We start from the raw sequence: 23,290 nt of genomic DNA, 5'->3' as shown, positions 1-23,290 counted from the left end.
AGCTTGTACAGTTTGAACAGAAATCTGTATTGAGACAGCTGCTGTCGTTGTACAAATATGATTTTACCGACTACCTTCCAGATGATATCAATGAGTATGGGTTCTACGAATACAAATATTTGGATCATTACTGGACGGAAGAAGGCAGATACCCGTTCCTGCTGCGGGTAGACGGTCAGATTGCCGGACTGGCTTTAGTAAGAGGCTTCGAAGAGGGAGAGAAGCCGCATACCTATTTCATGGCGGAATTCTTCGTGATGCGCAAATACCGGCGGAGCGGGGTGGGACGTAGAGCCGCTGAAGAGCTATTCGATCGGTTCCAGGGGGAGTGGACGGTTCGGCAAGTACAGTCGAATGAACCCTCGCACGCATTCTGGCGTAGTGTGATCGGAGCGTACACGAACGGACTGTATGAAGAAATTAGCCAAGAGGATTGGGACGGTCCGGTACAGAAGTTCGTGTGTGGTCAAGGCCTATAAGGTAAGGGAACAGATAACTCTGGAATTGCCTTGTCCTCAGAGACTACGAGTCGATTCCAACTAAAGTAGGCTGGTGATTCCGATAACCCGGAATACCAGCCTAGTTTGGAATGAAAAGCTAAAGAATCTTATAATCCGGCTTAACACGATCGAAATTCGGATTCTCACCGCATACCATAAGTCCCATTCCCCAGTCGAAATGTTCTTTATTTGTTGGGAAATCGGTTGCACTGCGATACTGGAATAGAACGTTGCGGCGTGTCCGCTTACTGCGGTTGACCGGTGATCCATGTATAGTCAGGTAGTTAAAGAACAGGACGTCGCCTGCTTCCGCGACACATGGAGTTCCCATGGAAACCGGGTACTCCTTCGCATTAAGGTAATGTCTGCCCACATGGGGCAGACTGCCCTGCTTGTGTGAGCCCGGAATTACATGTAGACAGCCGTTATCCAGGTCTGCATCATCAAGGTGAACGCTCGCTGCAAGCATCGTATGCTGCTCATGCGGAAAATATGGAGCATCCTGATGCATGGGGAACGCTCCGCCGTTCTCCGGCGGCTTCACTAGCATTTTGGAATGATGCAGCTGTACGTTCGGTCCAATGATCTGGGAAAGCACTTCTGTCATCTTCGGATGAATAACGGCTCTCATGAATGAGGCGTCATGATAATGAATGTCGTGAAAGCCTTTGAGCACCAGCTTCTTCAATTCCTCAGCCGGAAGATAGTCACCCTGCCACTGATGATTGCGATCTTGATTCACTTTGGCTGCACGGTCGATAATTCTTTCCACAGCTCCGCGCATCTCTTCAACCTCATCATGATTGAATACCCCTTTAACTAGCAGATAACCTTGTTCGTTGTAGAAATCAACATCCTGTGCTTTAATCATGATAGATCCTCCAGTATGAAGAGTTGTTGTTCCAATGGCTTGATTATAGACCTATCGCGTGATTCGAGTCTTTATCGGAGCAGGTCATTCTTTTGTCTTTTCACGCCATCATTTTATGTTCTCAACAACCAAGGGGCTGAAGCGATGTATCAGTGGGTAGAAAGCAGCAGGTGGTTAAATCAATTTGCACTGCGGTTGAAATCGCAAGGTGCTGTCTTTACTGTTCATTATTGGGGGGTAGAAGAATGTCATTTCTCCAATCCGATCCATAAGCATTCTTTCTTCGAAATTTGCTATGTACTTGGCGGTGAGGGATTGTACCTGGACCATGGAAAGGAATATGTATTATCTGCGCATACTCTCTTTTGCTCCCGGCCAGGTATTATACATCGTATTCAATCAGAGAGAGGACTTCAGCTGCTCTACGTTGCCTTCGAGCTGGATGAGCAGAGCAGTTCGGAACAGGCAGTTTCCACTTTTCAAGCCTTAGCCGATACGGAAACAGTCTGCCTTTATGATGTCGAACAATCTCCAGCGGCTCAGATGTGGCGGTCACTTCTGAGAAGGACCGATCATCAAAGCAATCTGCCTGAACAGGTTATTCCAGTGCTTGCCGGAGTGCTTATACATTCGCTAGCGGCTATATTCAGCAAGATGAGCACCTCGATCAGCCCTATTCCTCGGAGAAGCTCCTCCGCACTTCTGAAGCAAGCTAAGCTGTATATCGTGGATAACCTGTCCGATGATGAAATGTCGCTTGGCAAGGTCGCTGCACATATTAACATTTCCCCTCGTCAGCTCTCACGGCTATTCTCTGATCATATTTTAGAGTCATTCACGGCATATGTCAGGCAACAGCGCATTCGGCAGGCCGGGGAACTGCTTCGGCATTCCGAGCTCTCCATTAAAGAAATTGCTGAGCTGACAGGGTTTGGATCGGTTCATTATTTTACAAGGACTTTCCATACTCTGATGCAATCCACCCCTGCGCGTTACCGTGAAGATGTACATCATAAGGAGTAACAGGTAGATAAACAAATTCTCAGGATCGGGTACAATGGTTTGCAGCAATTCGCCACTATGGCCTGGCTGAGCTGCAACCGAAGGCTGCCCGACACTGGTGTTTTCCGTTCGAGTGACTTGTATACGTCTAGGCGCAGGAATGGTGAAATATTGAATAGGGTATTTCCTGCTGAAAGACGAAGAGCTAGACGGAGAAATCCGCTAGCTCTAGCAAACCTACACGATTGATTCCTTACGGCTTAATTTACGATTCATATCCTTACGCCGATATACGCTCATCATCCCCCCGACTACCGCCATATCCACAATTGTGCTTAATCCACCGAAACCGATGAACGGCAGTTGTACGGATACCATGGGCAGCCAGCCGAGCGTCATGGCGATGGACCACAGGAACTTCAATCCGATTAATGTGCCCAGCCCGTGCAGGATCATCTTGCCGAACGGCTCAGATACGATCTTGGCGGAATTAGCAATTCGAAGCAAGAACATCGCTACCACCCAAGCTACTACGATTCCGCCGAGCCAGCCCAAGGCGAAGATAATATAAGCGAAGGCCATGTCGGAGTAAATATTAGGCAGTGTTATGTTGAAGGAACCGATTCCATGTCCCAGCCAACCGGCTTCGCGAATCACCTTCAAGGATTGAACAATCATATAACCAGCTCCTTGCGGATCGCTGTACGGGTCTAGATACGCACTTAATCGGTCATGCAAATAAGTTTTATTCATGATCAGCAGCAACATTGCGCCTAGATGAAGGAGCGGAATACAGATGCGGAATGACCAAGATTTGTGAACAAGAGCGAACAGGATGAAGGCAGTTAGGCCATAAAGTAACATAAGCAACAAGTCAGGCACGAGCGTGTAGAGCGGCAGGGGAGGTAACACATAGACCGCCCATTGCTTGCGCCAATCGCCGTTAAGATTACGACGCGTCAAGATGCCGCATAGCGCGACGATCAGCACGAAGGGACTCAAGCTCATTACGTCAATCACGAAGGAGGATACCCTCAAGTAACGATTTGCACCATTAACTTCAATTCCGATTAATAGGGATAGCAGCATAAGTGCAAGCATACACCCGTACACAACATTGGAATACCGCAGCAGCTTGCGATAATCGAACAAGCGCAAGCCGAACAGGAACAACAGTCCGATGCCGAAGTAAATGGCTTTCTTCTCAAATAAGTGGAACGGATACACACTTGAACGTACACGGAGCGATTGATCTGCCGAGTACATCACGAGGAGAGCGATGCCAAGTACGGCGGCCAGTAACACCACAAGGCCCCAATCGGTCTTCGGTCGGTGAACCCTGTCCAATCGAGTGCCGACCTCAACCGGATCGCCCATCATCTTCACCGCTGCACGGATGGCGTCCTCGCGATCCATATCGGGTGATTCGGTCATCAGTTCATCTGCTAATTCCTCTACGTGGCAGCTTATTTCGTCTCGAAYGTCCCGGTGCATCTCTATGGCTCTAACCTGTGCACATACATTGTGCACATAATCGTTGAGAAGAGGTGGTTTGTCTAATTGTTTCATGATCCGTTGCCCTCCCCGATCACGCGGTTCACTGTTGTGCTGAACAGGGACCATTCCTCTTTCTTCTGCCCGAGCTTCCGTCGGCCTTGCTCCGTTATCACATAATACTTCCGCTTCCGGCCTTCGGATTCGCTCCAATACGTCTCCACCTCGTGTTCCGACTCCAACCCGTGCAGTATGGGGTAGAGCGTACCTTCTTTCATCGAGAAAAGCCCGTTGGACAGTCGCTCGATTTCCTTGGCAATCTCATAGCCGTACATCGCTTTGTGATCGAGCAGACTAAGAATCAGGATAACCGTGCTGCCTTTCATGAGTTCCTTGTTAATACTCATATGATCATCCACCTTTTTGCATCTTATGCATCGGGAATATATGCATCGTATATCTATGTATAGGACTATACCAGATTATCCCTCCAAATTGCAACTAGTTAGTTTGAGTGGAACGGGAGGTTTCTCGACTTGCAATCGATTTGAACGAGATGCACCTGGAATACTACAAAGGGGTTCATGTATACGAGTACAGGATTGAAGATGTAAGACCCGTGGAAGTGAACGTAGAGGGGTTGGAAGACGTAACTCCCTATTCGAAAGAAGAACAAGAGAGGGCAGGCAGAGGGAGTGGAGAAGCGTCAGCGTTCGCCTTTGAAATCTTGTGCTACCCGAAACCAATTTCAATCCAGAGCACAAGATTTCAACAGCGGTCGGAACCCCTCTGCCTGCCCTCCGCGCGCACACAACTTAACTCTACCACCAAGGACCCGGCCATGGCCGGGTTTATCAGTACAAAAAAACCGAATGATTGTATAAACCGGAATGCAAAAAGATCGAGAGATCGTACAAAGCTTTCATCGAAAATCCAAGTTATGATAGCGTTATCAAATAAAGCTCAGCAATTGTAGGAGGTGAAATCACAAGCGGCCAACAATTCGCGAAACCTATTCATTGTCCTGTCAGATAAGTGGGGGCAACACATCAAAACGAAAAAGGAGCTTGCATATGATCAACAATAGAGTGAGGAAATCATGGATTTGGAGTTTCGTCAGCGTCATGCTGCTGGCCATCGTTGTCAGTGCATGCGGAGGCGGATCGAACACTACACCAAGCGGGGAGTCAAGCCCGAAGCCTAGCGACAATCCGATTGCGCAGAAGAAGGTGGACCCGGCCTCTATCAAAGGTGATATTTTGTGGCAGTACGCGATAACTACTTGGCCGGAGGCGGAAATCAAGAATATGATCGCCGACTTCAATAAGACCTACCCGAATATCAACGTAAGGACCCAGCTTGGTCCACTCGAGCCAATGATCGCGGCCGGGAACGTACCGACTATTGCGACCTTTAACCGTCTGGAAGTCAGCTATATTATGGACGGACTGATAGAGGACTTGACCCCGTTCATAAAGAAAGAAGCGGATTTCAAGCCGGAGTTGTTCAATAAAGCGGTCTATGAAATACCGAAATTCGAAAATGGTCAATACGGCATTCCGATGTACTTGAATCCGACTTATGCGATGGCTTACAACAATAAGATTATGAATCAGTACGGCGAGAAATCGATCCCTAAGCTGCAAGGGCTGAAGGATACGGATGAGTTATTCAAAAAGTTCTGGGTTATGAAAAATGGCGAGCTCGAAATGTCGGGTGAAAATCCGCTGTTTTACTACGGAAACTTGTCCGGGTTGTTCTTCGTCGCTTACTTGAATGGCGCCGATCCGAAAACGTTCTATAACCCGGAAACGCGGAAGGCAACGTTCAACGATCCGAAAATTGTCGAAGCGCTGGAGTGGATGGCTCGCTTCAATAAAGATACGGTGAATCAGGATGCGTTGACGAAAATGAAGGCGGCGCTGCCGAAAGGCACCCATCCGTTCGTAGCTGAGAAGCAGGCGATGATGGTCATTACTTCAGATAATTTGGTTACTTTCAAAAAAGCGAAGCCTGATTTGGATTTGACCGTAGTCCCGGCTCCTCAGGCCAGCTTATGGAACGGCGGCAGTAACCTGGCGATCCTGACAGGCGGCAAAGACAAGGAAGCGGCATGGGAATTCATCAAATGGATGACTTATTCGGAGGAAGGTGCAGCATCACTGTACAACCGGCTGGGCTTACTAACTCCTAAGAAGGATACCAAATTCCTGAAAGACAAAGGTGCCAGCGATCCGAATCTGAAAGTGTTCCTTGATATCGCCGATCAAGCAACCAAATACATCCCGCAATTTCCAGTTCCATACGATGTGGAATACAAAAAGCTGTTCCCTGATATGATGGCTGGCAAGATTACGGCTAAAGAAATGATGGATTTTGTGAATAAAGACCTTCAATCGAAAATCGACGAGTTCTACAAAACCAAAGTTAAAAAATAAACAGAGAGCCTAGGGCATATGCGAGCATGTGCCCCTGGCCTTCTCATTTCAGGAAGGGTGTGTTAGTAATGTCCGATTCACATCACGATATTCCTAAAATGATCAGCAGAAGAAAACTACTGGCATCGCTAGGCATGGCAGGTGCTGCAGCTGTCATGTACGGTTCTACTCTCGGCGTGGTCAACGGGAAAGGTTCTGTCACTGAAGCGGTTTACGACAAGGACAAGGAAAAAGACGAAGACAAAGATAAAGGGAAGAGAAAACTGAGTCAGTTATCCGCTATGGATTATTGCATTCCGGTTACAATCGCTGGGTTGCGTGCTATGACCAAGCTGGATGCGGATCTGATCTACTTCGTAACCGATCCAGGGCAGGAGGGTGATTTCCGATACGATCCGAGCGACACCGTTTCTGTCGATAATACAGGGCTTGTGCTGGTGTCGGTATCCGGAGGCAGATTCAAACGGATTGTGACCGGCGACCACTACAGCGTCAAATGGTTCGGCGCCAAGGGTGACGGCTTGCAAGACGACATGGATTTCATCCAGTCGGCGATCGATGCCGTATACACGAAAGGCGGAGGCACCGTCTTTTTCCCGAAAGGAACGTATATCGTCTCTCCTTCGTTGCAGACGAGGCGCATTGTTCCGAAGGACAACGTCAATTTGTTAGGGGAAGGCGCAAGCTCCGTCATTAAGGTTAAGGAGGACGCCGGCGACTATTGGACCATTATCGGCAATTTCCAAACATGGCCGAAGGTGCGTAACGTCTCGATCCGGGGACTCCGGTTCGATCAGAATCCACAGGGCAACCGGACCTGCAACATCGATCCGAACCGTAATGATACGTTTTACTGGACGCAATATTGCATCGGATTGTTCGATTACGAGAATATTCTGGTCGAAGACTGTATGTTCGATCCGATCTGCGGCTGGAATACAGTTGTACTGAATAACCCTTCATCCAGCCATGCCGCGGTCAACAACTGCTCGTTCAACTTCGTGCATACGAAGGGCGTGGATGGTTACGACAACTCCGCTGTTTATTTGAACGGACGTTACCACACGGTCACGAATAACCGTTTCTTCGCCGCATCAGACGAGAAAGCGATGGGTGCGATTGAAACGCATACCGGCCAAAGCGTCGTTTCGGGCAATATTTCGGACGGATATGTGACCGGTGTACATATTCAATCCAGCGATAAGAGCGGGGATCATTCCGACATTACCGTAACCGGCAACACGTTCACGAATGCGGTGCATGCGATCCAATTTTGGCCTTATAAAGAGTTTGCATTGAAAAATGTGACGGTCACGGGTAATACAATCAGCTTGAATAACGCCAAGGCGAAGCGCAACATGATGGTCGGGATCGGAGCATATCCAGGCGGATTACCGGTTACATTTACCGGCTCATTCGAGAACATAACGATTAGCGGCAACACGATTCATTGCGAGGAAGAATTCACGAAACGTGACAATTTGCTCGAAGGGTTCTGCTATGGAATTGGATTCGTGAGAGAGACGGACGTCAAAAACATTGTGATCAGCAACAACATCATTAAGAACGCGCCTATAACCGCCATTCATATCGGCAATACGCGCAAAGTCGGTACGATGTCGAATATCCAGATCATAGGAAACATCATAGTCAATGCCGCGCATTACCCTTCCGCTAACGAGGCTTACAAAGCAGCTATTCTGCTACGTTCCACAGTGGTGGGGGTTAAGATTGCGGGCAACATGATCACTGATACGTACGATACCGCTCTATGCTTGTACTCGATTCGCTTGAATACTGCGGACGGGACGTTCACAGACGTGGAAGTGACGGATAATCTGATCACCTCTAAGCAAGGCGGGTTATGGCTGGATCTAAGCAGCACCGTTCGAACGGATGCACCGGATAAATTCATGAAATTCTCGGACCGATATTTCGATGATCCGGCCTTAGAGAGCGGTACAACTTATCAGCCGGGAGCATTGGTAATCGTCACAAACGGAAGTCTTACACCGGGTAAAACGCCGGTAGGCTATAAGATTCTGAACGGTGGAACGTTCGGGGCGTTAGTCGGTGTCACCGCTACAGGTAAGGTCGGGACGTCCAAAGTTACGGTTAATGATGCCTCGAAACTGAAAGTCGGCCAATGGATTCGCATTCAGACGGGTAATCAGCTTCGCCGTATTAATCGGATCGCCGGAACAGAGCTGCGTGTAAATGCAGCCTTAGCGACGGACGTTCCGCTTGCGAGTGCAGTAACTTATTCGCCGCCGGTATACGAACCCTTCGGACAAGTAGGACGACTTCCGGCGATTGGTGACACAACGGGATCGACGCTGGAGCAGTTGGAAGCGGAGATGAACCGGTTGAAACAGGCGATGCGTGACTTCGGAATCGTATCGGTCTAATTCATAGAGAAGGAGCTAGGACGACATGGCAGGAGTATCGCTTCGTCACCTATATAAAAGCTACAGCAAGAATGGTCCGTATGTGGTGAAGGATGTGAGCCTGGATATTACGGATGGCGAATTCATGGTGTTTGTGGGCCCGTCCGGCTGCGGGAAATCGACAACGCTCCGGATGGTGGCAGGTCTCGAACGAGTCACTGAAGGTGAGATTTATATCGGAACCGAAATGGTGAACAACGTCCCGCCCAAAAAGCGGGACATTGCCATGGTGTTCCAGAATTACGCCTTGTACCCGAATATGTCGGTGTTCGAGAATATGGCGTTCGGTTTGCGTCTGCGGAAGATGGAGAAGCATACGATCGATACATCCGTCAAATCAAATGCACGGACGCTCGAAATCGAGCATCTGCTCGAACGCCGCCCCCGCCAGTTATCCGGAGGTCAACGGCAGCGCGTTGCGTTAGGACGCGCCATTGTAAGGCATCCGCAGGTGTTTCTGATGGATGAACCATTGTCCAATCTGGATGCGAGACTACGGGTGCAGATGCGCTCGGAAATTATCGAGCTGCATCGCCGTCTGGAGACTACGATGATTTACGTCACGCACGATCAGACGGAAGCGATGACGATGGGCTCGCGTATTTGCGTCATGAAGGACGGACTCATCCAGCAGGTCGGAACGCCGGAAGATATTTATTTGACTCCGTCCAATATGTTCGTAGCGAACTTCATTGGCTCCCCGCCTATTAACTTTATCGAAGGAAGACTGATGCCTGGGAAGGAAAACTTGTATTTTCATACAGCCCGTTGTGCGTTGCCAATCTCGCCGGAGAAGAGTGCTGATCTGCTGAACAAGGGGTATATGAACAAAACGGTTGTATTGGGCATTCGGCCTGAATACATTTGCGTACACAATACGGAAACCACTTCCGAAGAAGTGGACATGGAAGCCTATTATATGCGAGGAACTGTTCATTTCTCCGAACTGGTGGGGGCTGACCGCTATATTCATATGAAGGTTGGCGAAGATAAAGTCGTCATGCGGGCACCTGCTTACGATCGGTATCCCGAGGGAACGACGCATCAGTTAGCTTTGAATGCCGATTATATGCTGTTCTTCAATCATGATACGCAGGAAACGATAGCTTGACCGATCACGAAAGGGATGTACCGATGAACAGACATCATTTATTCATTTCACGACGCTGGACTCGTAAAGTAGTTTGGCTTCCGTTCCTGTTGGGGATCGTGATTTGGCTCGTGTGGACGGGGGCAGTCACATTTGCTACTAGCGGCAAGACCGCCAGCCTTGCGAAGGCGGAATTGCTAAAACCGCAGCGGCTTACGGAAAAGTACGATTCCTTATACTCCCAGAAAAGACTGACCTGGCTGGAGAAGGGGATACCGACACAAGGAATGAGCCTGGTAGTCATTCCGGCAAGCCGCTATTCCTCTCTATCCCAAGATGCGGTGCTGAATGTGGCCGCAGTGCAGGGGAAAGCGTCCATTATTCAATTGGAAAAAGATCAGTCGTGGGTTGAATATTCCATTGATGTACCTAGCGACGGATTGTATGCGATAGCGTTGAGTTATATGCCCCTTAAGGGCTCTTTCAGCCCGATTCAGATCGGAGTTCGATTGGACGGCGAGTATCCGTTTGCTGAGGCAAGAAGCATTCAACTGTTTCGCAGTTGGAAGGACGAACCGTTTCCACCCAAGACGAATGAAAACGGCGATCAAATTCGTCCTTCCCAGACAGAAATCTCGCAGTGGACCGACCGACCGCTGATGGACCCGAATTACATAGAGGACGGACCCCTCCGCTGGCCCCTGACGAAAGGGAAGCATGTTCTGCGGATCGAATCGGTCATGGATCCATTGGCGCTCTCGGAAGTCCGACTGTACGCCCCGGATATCGTCCTTTCTTACGAAGACATCCGGAAGCGGGATCAAGCCTTAACGAACGAGGCACCGAAAGATTGGGTCGTACAACTTGAAGCTGAGAATATGTTGCAGAAATCCGATCCATCCGTACAGATTCAAGCGTCCAACGATAACTTGGCCTCACCTCATTCGAACGGGAAAATTACGTATAACTTGATGGGGGGCTATCGCTGGAATCGGGGGGGACAATCGGCCGACTGGTCGTTCGAGGTACCTAAAGACGGGGTGTACTACATTCATTTCAAATATTTGCAAAATTTCACGAGAGACGTCAATACGTTCCGCCAAATCCGGATAGATGGTAAAGTGCCTTTTACCGAGCTGGCCGCCTATGCGTTTCCATACGCCCGCAAGTGGAAAGTGGACGTTTTGTCAGATCAGGACGGCAAGCCGTATGCGATCTACCTGAAGCAAGGAAAGCACACCTTAACGTTGGAAGCCGCGCCTTCACCCACGAATATGGCACGGGAAGCGATCAAGACGGTCATGGACGATTTCCAGGAGCTGAATCGGACGATCGGCAAGATAACCGGCATCAAAAACCGGAACATGGTCGATAAGAACCGCGATTGGAACTTGGTCGAGATGATCCCGGACATCCGCGAGCAAGCGAACTCCCTTGCCGGCCGACTGGAGCGGCAGATCGAAGGATTGCAAGCATTATACGGCCAAGAGATGCAAAGCGCTGACGGCCTGCGAGCCGTCCTCCAGGATTTGCGGGACATAGCGAAGGAACCGAATCTGCTCGCGAAGCGACCGCCGGAAATGTGGGCGCAAAACATTGAGAAGATGAGCAATTTCGCCGACGGCCTGGCTCGTCAACCGCTGACGCTCGATCAAATCTTCATTACGGCATCGCCTGAACAACCGGTTAAGCCGCCAGGGCAGTGGGCTGTTCTTAAAGACTGGGCGAATAATTTCGCAAGAACGTTCAACCCGAACTACAAGTATTACGGTCGACGAGATCCGGAAGCAATCGACATTTGGGTGAACCGAGGGCGGGATTACGTCAACGTAATGCAGCAGCTTGCAGACGAGACATTTACGGCGACGACTGGGATCAAGGTGAACATCAACCTGATGCCCAACGCCAACCAGCTTATCCTGAGTAATTCCTCAGGCAGGGAGCCGGACGTGGCGCTTGGGATAACGGAAGGGATGCCCGCAGATTTTGCGATGCGGAATTCACTGGTTGACCTGGGTCAGTTTAAAGACTATGCGGAAGTGGCCAATCGGTTTCATCCGGGTACGCTAATGCCATTCCAATACAACGGAGGCGTATATGCGCTTCCTGAAACGGTAGCCTTGAACGTCATGTTTTATCGCACCGATATTATGCAATTGCTTGGCATAAAGCCTCCGGATACATGGGACGACATGTACAAAATGCTGCCAACGTTGAAGCAAAAAGGGTATGACTTCTTTTACAACAAACTCAACTACGTCCCGATTTTTTTCCAGAACGGAGCTTCCTTCTACACATCAGACGGGGCCCAATCGGGGCTGAATACGGCGGAGGGATTCAAATCGTTCAAGCAGTGGACAGAGCTCTTCAGCGTATACGGCTTCCCAACGGAAGTTCCAAGCTTCTACATGCACTTCCGCAATGGAGATATACCGATAGGTATTTCCGATTACAACACTTACATGCAATTGCTCGTAGCAGCACCGGAATTAACCGGATTGTGGAACATGGCTCCGCTTCCAGGAATCCGCCAGCCGGATAATTCCATCGCTCGTTGGTCGGGCGGGGGCTTAACGTCGGGGATCATCTTCAAGTCTTCGGAGCGGCAAGACGATGCTTGGTCTTTTTTGAAATGGTGGACTTCGACGGAAATACAAGCGCGCTTCGGCAATGAAATTGAAATGCTGAACGGAGTGGAGTTCCGCTGGAACACGGCGAACGTGGAGGCGTTCAAGAAGCTGCCTTGGCCCAAAGAAACGGCCAAAATCATTCTCGATCAATGGAAATGGTATAAGGAAATTCCGAATATTCCAGGCGGGTACTTCACAGCACGAGAACTATCATTCGCTTGGACTCGAACTGTGCTGCAGAACCAGAATTACCGGGAATCCTTGGAGAAAGCTATATTCCAAATCGACAGCGAGCTGAAGCGCAAACAGAAGGAATTCGGTTTTGTCGATGAGTCCGGGAATAGGTTACGGACCCTGCAAGTGCCGGATCTGAAGCAACCTTGGGAAGGAGTCGGGGCACCATGAACAAGCTTGTTATTACCGCTCATACGCGAAAAGGCACGCTAAAACCTTCGCAAACGTTCACAGAGAGAATAGTTGCCTTAAAGGCCGATTTGAGGCGGGACTGGGTGTCCTATGCGTTCATTGCCCCGTTCTTCCTGCTGTTCCTGTTATTCATTGTACTGCCGACGATCGCGGCGATCGGACTTTCTTTCACATCGTTCAACGCCATTGAAGCACCGAAGTTTATCGGACTGGCGAATTATCAAGTCCTGCTGACCCAAGACCTCGTGTTCTGGCAATACGCGATTCCCAACACGTTCCTGTTCGCCATCATTGTCGGGCCGGTTGGTTACCTGTTGTCGTTCGCGCTGGCCTGGCTCATTGCCCAGCTCCCACAGCGGATCAGAGGCATATACACCCTTGCGATGTACGCCCCATCCATGACGGCAGGGATTGCCATGTCAGTTGTCTGGCTCATTATTTTCAGCGGGGACCGTATCGGATACTTGAACAACTTCCTGTTGAATATCGGATACCTCAATGAGCCGAGATTGTGGACAACTGATCCGCGATTCATTATGAAGATTATGATTATCGTCTCTTTGTGGGCAAGTATGGGGGTCGGCTTTCTCGCGATGCTGGCCGGCATCCAGAATGTCGATCGCACGCTCTACGAAGCAGCCCGTATTGATGGCATTCGGACCCGACTGCAGGAGATCTGGTATATTACGATTCCTGCGATGAAGCCGCAAATGTTGTTCGGCGCGGTGATGGCGGTTGTAGGAACGTTGAAAGCCGGAGCAATCAGTGTCGAGCTTACGGGATCGAACCCGTCTCCTAACTATGCGGGTCACTTGATGATTAACCATGTCGACGATTACGGGTTCATTCGCTATGAGATGGGATACGCCTCGTCGATTTCCGTCGTTCTCTTACTCATTATTTACATCGCCAGCAAGCTATGCTGGAAGCTGTTCGGTACGAAGGAGGACGAATAACATGCAGCACAAAGGTGCCGTCAAACGAAGAAAGTGGTTCGGTAGAAGGCGGGGCTTGAACCGGATGACCGGGTTTCAAGCGGTATTGACCGTCCTGATCACGTTACTGGCCGCATTCATGCTCTTGCCGATGGTTTATTTGTTCAATAACGCCTTGAAGCCGTATCACGAGCTGTTTCTGTATCCGCCCACGTTTCTCGCGAAGCAGCCGACTTTAGACAATTTCTACGACCTGCTGGTCGTCACGAAGTCGTCTCTCGTCCCGGTTACCCGTTATATCTTTAACGGCGTGCTCGTATCCGGAATCGCCATTCTGCTAGGAACGCTGATTAGTGCACTATGCGCCTATTCGTTGTCCAAGCATCAATTTCGCGGGAAAAAATGGCTGTTCTCGATCATTATCGTCTCGCTTATGTTTGCCCCGGAGACGGTACAAATTCCGCGTTATTTCGTGATTAGCAAGCTGGGCATCATCAATACGTACTGGGCGCACATATTACCTGTCTTGGCGCTGCCGGTTATCGTGTTCTTATTCAAACAATTCATCGACCTGTTGCCGGACGAACTGATGGAAGCGGCCCGGATGGAAGGCGCCAACGAGTTGAAAATCTTTTATGCCATCATCGTGCCGCTCTGTATGCCGGCTATAGCGACAGCCACCATTCTGATCTTCCAATCGGTATGGGGCAACTTGGAAACCTCCTCGCTCTACGTGGAGGACGAGACGTTGAAGACACTGCCGTTCTACGTCAATACGCTTACAAGCGGATTGGCGAACAACGTGGCCCGACAGGGAGTCGCGGCAGCAGCGGCCCTGCTCATGTTTATTCCAAGCTTTGTGCTGTTCCTCATCGTGCAGCGTAAAGTTATATCCACAATGGCACATTCTGGTCTCAAATAACGACGCGGAAAGGAGACCTGACAAATGAAAGGCTTGATGAGATCGTGTCTGGCGCTCAGTATGAGCCTCGTCCTATGCTTAGGGCTGGTTCCTTCTGTAAGTCGGGCGGAAGTGCCTTACCAAACGTTCATCTATGACACGGCCGGGAAGGGCTATGAATCGCAGCCCGCATACTTGCCGGATTCCTTCATGCTCAGCGATATGAAAACGCCTGAAGATCTATTTATTGATGCCCGAGACCATCTGTACATTGCCGATACCGGCAATAATCGCATTCTGCATTTCGATGAGCAGTACCGGCTGCAGAGCGTGATCGATTTCAAACAAGGCGAAGGCAAGCTGAATGAGCCGAACGGTGTGTTCGTCTTGCGGGATGGCACCCTATACGTGGCGGATACGAAGAATGGCAGAATCGCGGTGTTTAACGACAAAGGGGAGTACATGAAATCATATAAACGACCGGTTACACCGCTTTTGCCGGAGAGCTTCTTGTTCCAGCCTACCAAGGTCGCTGTGGACGAGCGAGGATTTCTGTATGTAGCTACCCGCAACGGATACCAGGGACTGCTGTTGATCGATCCGACGGGCCAATTCGAAGGCTTTTATGGTGCGAACCGTGTTGAGTTCAAGGTCACGGATTCTTTGAAGCGGTTATTCTTCACCAAAGAACAAATGCAGAAAGAACTTCTTAAGCTTCCAGGTACCGTTTCCAACGTAACACTTGGTCCGGACACCTTTCTCTATACCACTTCCATCTCCGTGACGAAAGGACAGATCAAGAAGCTAAACTTCGATGGGAAGGATTTGCTAGGGGAGAAAATGTACGGAACTACACGGTTGAAACAAGGACAGCAAAACCAATTTACAGACATTGCGGTAGACGTCAAAGGCAACATGACCGCGATTGACGCACAGTTTGGTACGATTTATCAATACAATTCCTTAGGGGAACTGATGTTTGGTTTTGCCTATAAGAACGAGGGGTTTCAAAAGCTAGGGTTGTTCATGTATCCAGCGGCCATTGCCGTGAACTCCAAAGGGACTTTAGCGGTATTGGACCGTAACAGTAATATCGTTCAGTTGTTCAAGCCGACCCCATTCGGAGATGTGTTCCATCAGGCGATGGAGTTGTACATTCAAGGCGAATATGACGCCAGCGTGAAGCCATGGCAGGAAGTGCTGCATCTGAACAGCAAAGTTTCCCGGGCGCATCTAGGTCTGGCGAAAGCGTTATACAAGCAAGGGCGCTGGAAGGATGCGATGGCAGAGTTCCGCGAAGCGGGGGATGTACAAGGCTACTCCGACGCCTACTGGCAAGTGAGGCTTATCTGGATGCAGAAGCATTTTACGACCGTAGTATGGATTGGCGCCATTGCGGCTGCCGTCCTCTGGATCTTATGGAAATGGAGAAAATCGGGTTACAGGAGGAAGCGCAATGACGCTATGGAAATTGTCGCCTAGAAAGTCTTCCCCTGAAGAAGGCATGCATCTTGACCCGATATCGGAGCGGTTCAGAATTTTTCTCATGGATGGACTGGAATATGTGAAGGACGTTGGCTTTTATTGCAAAGAGGCGTTCYGCACACTCAAGCATCCTTTTGACGTGTTTGCCAGCATTCGTTCCATTGGAAGAGGCGGAATGGCTGCATCGGTTGTGCTGCTGCTCGCGGCTTACATCATCCTGCTTCTTACGAAGCTTACGACCGCTTATATCTTCGACCCCACGGACACGGTTCGTCTCAATCCGGTATCGCTGCTGTTCCAATATTTGCTGCCCTGGATCACGTGGGTGTTCGCGAATTACTTGATCAGCTCGATTATGCGTGGACAGGGGAAATTGTCGGAGGTTTTCATCGGGAGTTCATTTGCTCTGATGCCGTTTATCGTTATTTCTTTGCCGCTTGCTCTCTTAACGAATGTATTGACTCTTAGCGAGAAGGTGCTGGTGGATACCGGTCAGTGGGTGATGATGGCTTGGATGCTTAGTCTATTTTACATTCAGGTTAAGGAAATCCACAATTACGAGCTATTCGAGACGGCTTGGAACATTGTAGTGTCCTTGCTGTTGATGATCGGGATCTGGGTACTGATCTTGATATTCGCCGGACTGTCGTTCCAAGTCTATGACTTCATCATTCAAATCGTAAGGGAGGTGTCGTATCGTGGTTAGGCGCATCATTACCGGACTGCTCGTGTTAGCTGCGGCCATCCTAATCGGCTTGGTGGTGCGTTCGGCTTGGAACGGCCTGCACGTCGGCGGGTCCGTCGGAACCGAAGCCCGCAGCGCAGCTGTCATTAACCCGGGCGACATTCGCGCCGTTACGTACAACATGGACAGTTACCGGAAGTATGGGGACAGCGGTCAACTCCAGCTATGGATCAATGAGGCCGGACATATACGCATCCGTAACCTTGCTAACGGCAGCGAGTGGAACAGTCTGCCAAGTCCGACGGCACTCGAATCCGAACCGAAAGGGTTATGGCGGAACCATCTTCAATCCCCGTTTCTAGCGGACGTCGTGGATGTGTCCAAACGCAACACCGGATTGACGCTCAACACCGTAAATTTGGAGGACGCGAAGACGAAGACATCGATACAGCCGACAGCAGGTGGAGCAACTATAGAATTCGACCTGYAGACGCAAGGGATCCGCTTTGCCGTTACCGTATCACTGACTAACGGATACCTGGATATTCGCATCCCTGCGGAGCGAATTCAGGAAACGGCCGGCAAACAGCTGGTGTCGTTATGGACGTTTCCTTTCTTCGGAGCAGTCAAGAAACAGGATGTCCGCGAAGGTCAAATGCTCGTACCGCTGGAGATGGGGGCGGTTATTCCGATGGATGAACCGAACCAGCTCTTGTATCGGGTTACGGCTAATTTGTACGGCTCGGATATTACGATTTCCGATCAAGCCGCACGTACTTACGATTCTCCATTTCCCGCATTCGGAATGGCGTATAACGGGAACGGCTACTTAGCCGTCATAGAGGAGGGCGATACAACTGCGAGAGTCAATGCTACCCCTTCTGGTTTGTATACCGCCTTTCACTGGATCTCGCCCCAATTCGTATACCGCCATCAGTATTTCCGACAGACGAGCAAGCTCGGAGCGGGCTATAAGACGGCGGAGAAGTCGCTCCGCATGGAAGACCGCCGCATTCGCTATTATTTCCAAACCGGTGCTGACGCGAACTATGTAGGAATGGCCGGTGCTTACCGCGGGTACTTGCAGGATAAATACAAACTGACGAAGCGGGCTCCCGGCACCGAGTTGCCACTGCAACTGTCCTTATACGGGGGAGCGGAGGAAAAGGGGCTGTTCCGCCCGCATTTTGTGACCGCGACGACATTCGAGCAGGGGCGGCAGGTGGTTCAAAACTTGCATGAGGCCGGAATCGGCAAGATCGATGTCACTTGGACCGGTTGGTCCGAGGGAGGAGATCAGAGCAGGGTACCAGCCGTTCTCCCTGCCGAGAAGAAGCTTGGCGGCACAGAAGGCCTGACTCRCACAATCGAAGAGGCTCATGCCAGAGGAGATCGGGTATTCCTGCAATCCGATTATACGACGTCCAGGCTGAATGACCGGTTCGTGCCTTCGCGGGACGCCTTGCGCAGCATCAACAACCGTTCGTTTATCGATACATACAGAAGCGAGAAGCAGTATGTGAACCCTTCCGACGTTTCACTCAAGCTGTTTCAGTCGGACTTGGAAGATTACAAGCGAATTGGAATAGACGGGCTGAAGTTTGACGGCATTGGTCATTTCTTATTTTCCGATTTTCGATCGAGCCATCTAGTCACTCGTCAACAATCGAGCAGCGAATACCGTCAACTGTTGGGATTGTCGAAGAATGCCTTTGCTTCGACCCGGGTTGGCTTCGGCAACGCGTATGTGCTCGGTGCAGCCGACCATATTGCCAACATGCCAATGGATGCGAGCTACGATATGGTGGCGACCAAGAGCGTGCCTTTCTATCCGATCGCTTTACACGGAATGGTCACGTATTCCGATGCGCCGGGGAATATGCGAGACCGTACAGGACTGCTGAAAGCGATTGAGTACGGTTCAGGGTTGGACTATATGCTTACGTACGAGAATCCGATCGTGCTTAAGGATACGGCAGGGAGCTCGTTGTTCAGCAGCCAGTATGAAGAGTGGAAAAGTACGGTCGCTGCGGATTATCGCAGTTGGAACTCAGCTCTGGGGCGTGTGCAGGACCAGTACATTACGGGGCATCGGGAAATAGCCAAAGATATCATGGAAACCCGCTACGAGAACGGCGTTTCCGTGTGGGTCAACTACCGGGACACCCCGTATACGAACGGCAGCGTTATTATCAAACCGAAAGACTTCACTGTCGTCGAAGGGAGGCGTTAGCATGGCAGGCTTCCAATGGCGGCGCAAAAAGTCACGCTTATCGATCGAAACACAGCATGCGCTTTCCGGCTATTTGTTTCTCATTCCATGGCTCGTCGGGCTCGGGCTGTTCGTTCTGTATCCTCTGGGCTATTCGCTCTATATGAGCATGCAGAAGGTCCGGTTCACGGGAACGGGCATGAAATTCGAATTCAAGGGGCTGCAAAATTATTCGTATGCTTTCTTATCGGACAACACATTTGTAACGGGGTTACTCGGCATTCTGAAAAACTCCGTGCTGGTCATTCCGATCATCGTCATGTTCTCTTTGTTCGTAGCGGTCATTCTGAACTTGAAGTTTCCAGGGCGGATGGCGTTCCGGGCCATCTTCTTCCTTCCGGTCATCTTCAGTACAGGGCAAGTACTTGCGGAGATATTCAATGAAAAAGCAGGCAGCCTGGACATGCTGGCCAACTATGATATAGCCGGATTCGTCGCGGCGAATATTCCGAAGATCTGGGCTGACCCGATCATGACGGTGCTGAACTTGTTCGTCGTGATTTTATGGTACTCGGGGGTTCAAATCCTGATCTATTTGGCTGGGCTTCAGACGATCGGGTCTTCTGTCTATGAAGCTTCGTTGATCGACGGAGCGACGCCTTGGGAAATTTTTTGGAAAATCACGCTGCCAGCGCTTACCCCATTCATCTTGCTGAACGTGATTTATACGATTGTCGACTTGTTCACGGTGCCGCTTCTGAATCCGGTTCTGAACATGATCGTGACGAATATGAGCAATCCCACGCTCGGTTACGGTTACGCCGCCGCGCAAGGCTGGATCTATTTCCTGATGGTGTTCGCGATTCTGCTTGCTGTTCTTGGTCTGTCACGGCGGTTGATCCATTACGGGGGAGAAAGGTAGGAGAACGTATGACTGTCAAGTCATGGCTCCACAAGCTTCGCACGCTGCTGCTGGGAGACCGGGAGCGCAAAGGCTTGCTTGTGCTAATCATCATTTACCTGATGCTGATCGATATTGCGCTTATGTATTTGAACCCGTTCCTGTATATGATCTCGACGATGTTCAAGAGTACAGCGGATTTGCTTGACCCGACCGTCCGTTGGGTACCGACTTCCATAGAGTGGGACAATTTGCGAGTCGCATGGGAAGGACTGAAGTTTCCGACAGCGCTCAGCAACAGCTTGATCATCTCCTTGTCCTCTGCAGTCGGGCAAGTTGTCTTCTGTTCGTTGACGGGGTATGCGTTCGCCAGAATCAAGTTCCCAGGCCGCAATTTTCTGTTCGGCGTATTGATCTTCAGCTTCCTGATCCCGCCGCAGACGCTCATTATTCCACTTTATGTGATGTTTCGGAACTTGGATCTGCTCGGCTCGCCGCTAGCCATCATCGGCCCTGCGATGCTGGGCCATGGGCTTAGAGGAGCGTTGTTCGTCATCATTTTCCGGCAGTTTTTTCTGACGCTCCCGCGGGAGCTGGAGGATGCTGCTCTTATCGACGGCGCCGGGTTGTTCCGAGTGTTTCTAAGGGTCATGATCCCGCTCGCCAAACCGGCGATTGTCGTAGTCTATCTTTTCTCGTTTGTGTGGCATTGGAATGAAACATTCATTTCCGGATTAGTCTTGAATGGCAACAACTTACCGCTGTCTCTCAGCCTGTTCCGGTTGGATAAAGTGTTGACCGGCCTGTATGGGGACGGTGAGATGGGGTTCGATTTGAATGAGACGGTCCGGATGGCTGCAAGCTTTCTTATCATTCTGCCGCCGCTAGTCATCTACATGGTGGCTCAGCGATGGTTCGTAGAAGGCGTGGAACGAACAGGATTGGTAGAGTAGAGAGAGTAGAGTGGATTTTTCAATAGTCAGGGAGAGGACGTACAAATGAGCTACAAATTCGGAATTATCGGTTGTCAGCATGGACATATTACAACATTCATCAACGAGATGTTGTCGCTTGGTCATACGTGCATGGGTATTTATGAGCCGGATGAACAGACACTCGCCAGGAGGCTCTCGAATCAGTACGGGATCCCTCTGCTGGGGGATTTGGAAGCGTTGCTCCGTCCTGATGTTGACCTAATCGGTTCTTCGACCGTTAACAATCACAAAATTGACATTATAGAACTGTGTGAGAAGCATGACAAGTCGATCATGCTCGACAAACCTATTGTGACGAACCGGGACCAGTTGAACCGGTTGGAAGCGGTCATGAGTCGCGGTCGCATTCAAATTGGAGTTCTACTTACTGAGCGGTTCCGGCCGGCTGTCGTCACATTGAAGCGGATGGTCGAAGCGGGGGAGCTGGGCCGTCTCATCTCGATCACGATGCGCAAGCCGCATCGGCTATCCCCCGGTCAACGGCATGACTGGCACTTCTCCAAAGCGCACAATGGCGGTCTCATTCAGGACTTGTTCATCCATGATTTTGATCTGCTGCGCTGGCTGACCGGACAAGAGATTCGCCGCATCGACAGCATGATGAGCAAGACTATAATACCGGAGCATCCGACTTTCTTCGATACCGCATGCGCGCAGGTTCTGATGGATGGGGGTGTCCTGRCCCAGCTGTATACAGACTGGCATACGCCAGACAAGAGCTGGACCTGGGGGGACTGCCGAGTGTTCGTCTCTGGAACGGCCGGATGTGCCGAATTGCGACTGACTGGTGATCCGGCAGTCGCACAAGAGGAGCTGCTATTCAGGGTTACGAATGAAACGGCATTTGGACGGGCGGTATTAGAGCCGTCTCCGGTTACGATTACAGAAGATTTTCTGAGCCGGATGGAGGATCAGCCTTGCTTGATTGCACATAGAGACATCTTGGAAGCAAGCAAGGCAGCTGTGGAGGCAGATGAGAAAGCTGAAGCAATTAACACACTTACACTTTAAACCAAATGAAGCGAGGGAACGCTATGACAACAACTGAACAAACGAAAGTAAGATTTGCCGTCGTCGGCTGTGGCGGCATCTCCTTCAGTCACTTCAAGGGCATCGAAGACGCGTTTGAGGCGGAGCTGGTCGCCGTATGCGATGCCAACGCCGAACGGGCGGCAGAATATGCACACAAATACGGCGTCCGTGCTTACACGAGTTATGCGGAGCTTCTGGATCAGACCGATATTGACGTCGTCTGCCTATGTACACCAAGCGGCATGCATGCTGATCAAACGGTTGAAGCCGCACAGGCCGGCAAGCATATCATCTGTGAGAAGCCGATGGCCATCCGGCTCGAAGACGTCGATCGGATGATCGAAGCGTGCGAGCTTCATAACGTGAAGCTGGCGACGATCTTCCCGCGGAGGATGTCGCCTGCGTCGCGATTCGTGAAACAGCTTCTCGAAGAAAGTCGGCTAGGGAAGCTGAGCCTTTGTTCGGGATATGTGAAGTTTTATCGCGACCAGGCTTATTACGACAGTGCGGGTTGGAGAGGCACTTGGGCGATGGACGGCGGCGGGGCGATGATGAATCAGGGCATTCACACAATTGATTTGCTGCAATGGCTGGCTGGACCGGTGGAGTCCTTGAAGGGGTTTTCCCGCAGCGTGCTCCGGGATATCGAGGTGGAGGATACCGCTGTAACGGCTTTGCAATTCAAGAGTGGAGCGTTGGGCTCGATCGAAGCCACAACAACAGCCTATCGTCAACCGGATCACCGAATTGTTCTTCACGGGGATAAAGGGACAATCGTCCTAACAGGCGACGAAATCACCCAGCTGGACATCTTGGGAGAAGAAGTGGAAATCCCGGTTTTCCCTCCGTTTCAAGTCGTGCCGGACGGGCATTGCATCCAAATCCGTGACATGGCGCTTGCTGTGCTGGAGGGGCGTCCCCCAATCGTTACTGGTGAGGATGGCAGACACTCGCTGGAAATTATTCTGGGCACGTATGAGTCGCAAAGAAGCCGCAGGGAGCTTTGCTTCTAATCTCTGAGGGTCTTGGGACCGGCATCAGAAGATTCCACTCGGAAAAACCGGACGCGGAGCGTACGGACAAAGGTAACTCCTTGAAGGAAAGAAGAACAAAAAGGGAGTGAGCAGGAGAGTGGAGAAGCGAAGCGTCCGCCTTTGAAACCGATTCCTAACCACGACAACATTTCAATCAAAGGAATCGATTTCAACAGCGGGTGGAACCTCCTGTTCACTCCCTCCCCACACGC

The 23,290-nt window shown here is 50.5% G+C and carries 18 protein-coding genes; 15 read left to right on the top strand and 3 right to left on the bottom strand.

The features are described 5' to 3' along the window. Positions 1-479 (top strand): GNAT family N-acetyltransferase (locus AC1DWB_RS26015; RefSeq protein WP_477544005.1); only part of this gene is annotated, 479 nt, incomplete at its 5' end. A gap of 118 nt (positions 480-597) precedes the next feature. Here the strand turns inward: AC1DWB_RS26015 and AC1DWB_RS26010 are convergent. Continuing rightward, positions 598-1,371 carry a phytanoyl-CoA dioxygenase family protein gene (locus AC1DWB_RS26010; protein ID WP_477544004.1) on the bottom strand — a complete coding sequence of 258 codons (774 nt, stop codon included), beginning with the start codon at positions 1,369-1,371 and terminating at the stop codon, positions 598-600. A 144-nt stretch (positions 1,372-1,515) separates the two neighbouring features. Between AC1DWB_RS26010 and AC1DWB_RS26005 the strand changes: the two genes are divergently transcribed. Further along, positions 1,516-2,394 carry an AraC family transcriptional regulator gene (locus AC1DWB_RS26005; RefSeq protein ID WP_477544003.1) on the top strand — a complete coding sequence of 293 codons (879 nt, stop codon included), beginning with the start codon at positions 1,516-1,518 and terminating at the stop codon, positions 2,392-2,394. A 216-nt stretch (positions 2,395-2,610) separates the two neighbouring features. Here AC1DWB_RS26005 and AC1DWB_RS26000 read toward each other — a convergent pair whose 3' ends face one another. Continuing rightward, a complete protein-coding gene (locus tag AC1DWB_RS26000) occupies positions 2,611-3,942 on the bottom strand; it encodes an FtsW/RodA/SpoVE family cell cycle protein (RefSeq protein WP_477544002.1) in 1,332 nt (443 codons plus the stop codon). Next, positions 3,939-4,274: a PadR family transcriptional regulator gene (locus AC1DWB_RS25995; RefSeq protein WP_477544001.1), complete on the bottom strand. Its 336-nt coding sequence runs from the start codon at positions 4,272-4,274 to the stop codon at positions 3,939-3,941. Before AC1DWB_RS25995 ends, AC1DWB_RS26000 begins: the two co-directional genes overlap by 4 nt. Before the next feature lie 666 nt (positions 4,275-4,940). Here AC1DWB_RS25995 and AC1DWB_RS25990 point away from each other — a divergent pair. From AC1DWB_RS25990 to AC1DWB_RS25930, 13 genes are all read left to right on the top strand, one after another. Beyond that, positions 4,941-6,305: an extracellular solute-binding protein gene (locus AC1DWB_RS25990; RefSeq protein WP_477544000.1), complete on the top strand. Its 1,365-nt coding sequence runs from the start codon at positions 4,941-4,943 to the stop codon at positions 6,303-6,305. Between the two features lie 68 nt (positions 6,306-6,373). Next, entirely contained in the window at positions 6,374-8,713 is a 2,340-nt protein-coding gene (locus AC1DWB_RS25985; RefSeq protein ID WP_477543999.1) for a glycosyl hydrolase family 28-related protein, read from the top strand. A 25-nt stretch (positions 8,714-8,738) separates the two neighbouring features. Next, positions 8,739-9,863, top strand: a complete 1,125-nt coding sequence (locus AC1DWB_RS25980; RefSeq protein ID WP_477543998.1) for an ABC transporter ATP-binding protein — start codon at positions 8,739-8,741, stop codon at positions 9,861-9,863. A 23-nt stretch (positions 9,864-9,886) separates the two neighbouring features. Next, positions 9,887-12,877: an extracellular solute-binding protein gene (locus tag AC1DWB_RS25975; RefSeq protein WP_477543997.1), complete on the top strand. Its 2,991-nt coding sequence runs from the start codon at positions 9,887-9,889 to the stop codon at positions 12,875-12,877. Next, positions 12,874-13,854 carry a carbohydrate ABC transporter permease gene (locus tag AC1DWB_RS25970; protein WP_477543996.1) on the top strand — a complete coding sequence of 327 codons (981 nt, stop codon included), beginning with the start codon at positions 12,874-12,876 and terminating at the stop codon, positions 13,852-13,854. The genes AC1DWB_RS25975 and AC1DWB_RS25970 overlap by 4 nt, the downstream gene beginning before the upstream one ends. A gap of 1 nt (position 13,855) precedes the next feature. Then, a complete protein-coding gene (locus tag AC1DWB_RS25965) occupies positions 13,856-14,755 on the top strand; it encodes a carbohydrate ABC transporter permease (RefSeq protein WP_477543995.1) in 900 nt (299 codons plus the stop codon). A 24-nt stretch (positions 14,756-14,779) separates the two neighbouring features. After that, the gene (locus AC1DWB_RS25960) at positions 14,780-16,216 is read left to right on the top strand and encodes an SMP-30/gluconolactonase/LRE family protein (RefSeq protein ID WP_477543994.1); all 1,437 of its coding nucleotides are present in this window, start codon (positions 14,780-14,782) and stop codon (positions 16,214-16,216) included. Continuing rightward, on the top strand, positions 16,191-16,925 hold the full coding sequence (locus AC1DWB_RS25955) for a Yip1 family protein (protein WP_477543993.1): 735 nt from the start codon (positions 16,191-16,193) through the stop codon (positions 16,923-16,925). Before AC1DWB_RS25960 ends, AC1DWB_RS25955 begins: the two co-directional genes overlap by 26 nt. Beyond that, complete coding sequence (locus tag AC1DWB_RS25950) at positions 16,918-19,137, top strand: DUF5696 domain-containing protein (RefSeq protein ID WP_477543992.1); 2,220 nt, start codon at positions 16,918-16,920, stop codon at positions 19,135-19,137. Before AC1DWB_RS25955 ends, AC1DWB_RS25950 begins: the two co-directional genes overlap by 8 nt. A gap of 1 nt (position 19,138) precedes the next feature. Continuing rightward, the gene (locus AC1DWB_RS25945; RefSeq protein ID WP_477543991.1) at positions 19,139-20,038 is read left to right on the top strand and encodes a carbohydrate ABC transporter permease; all 900 of its coding nucleotides are present in this window, start codon (positions 19,139-19,141) and stop codon (positions 20,036-20,038) included. Between the two features lie 8 nt (positions 20,039-20,046). After that, positions 20,047-20,970, top strand: a complete 924-nt coding sequence (locus tag AC1DWB_RS25940; RefSeq protein ID WP_477543990.1) for a carbohydrate ABC transporter permease — start codon at positions 20,047-20,049, stop codon at positions 20,968-20,970. A 45-nt stretch (positions 20,971-21,015) separates the two neighbouring features. Next, positions 21,016-22,023, top strand: coding sequence for a Gfo/Idh/MocA family protein (locus AC1DWB_RS25935; protein WP_477543989.1), 1,008 nt, complete (start codon positions 21,016-21,018; stop codon positions 22,021-22,023). Between the two features lie 23 nt (positions 22,024-22,046). Beyond that, positions 22,047-23,057 (top strand): Gfo/Idh/MocA family protein, encoded by a 1,011-nt coding sequence (locus AC1DWB_RS25930; protein WP_477543988.1) that lies wholly within the window; start codon positions 22,047-22,049, stop codon positions 23,055-23,057. The last annotated feature ends 233 nt before the right edge of the window (positions 23,058-23,290 follow it).

It is taken from the genome of Paenibacillus sp. P4_E11 (assembly GCF_056401635.1).
The sequence above is the reverse complement of the archived record's forward strand: the minus strand, read 5'-3'. Positions and strand labels throughout refer to the sequence as shown.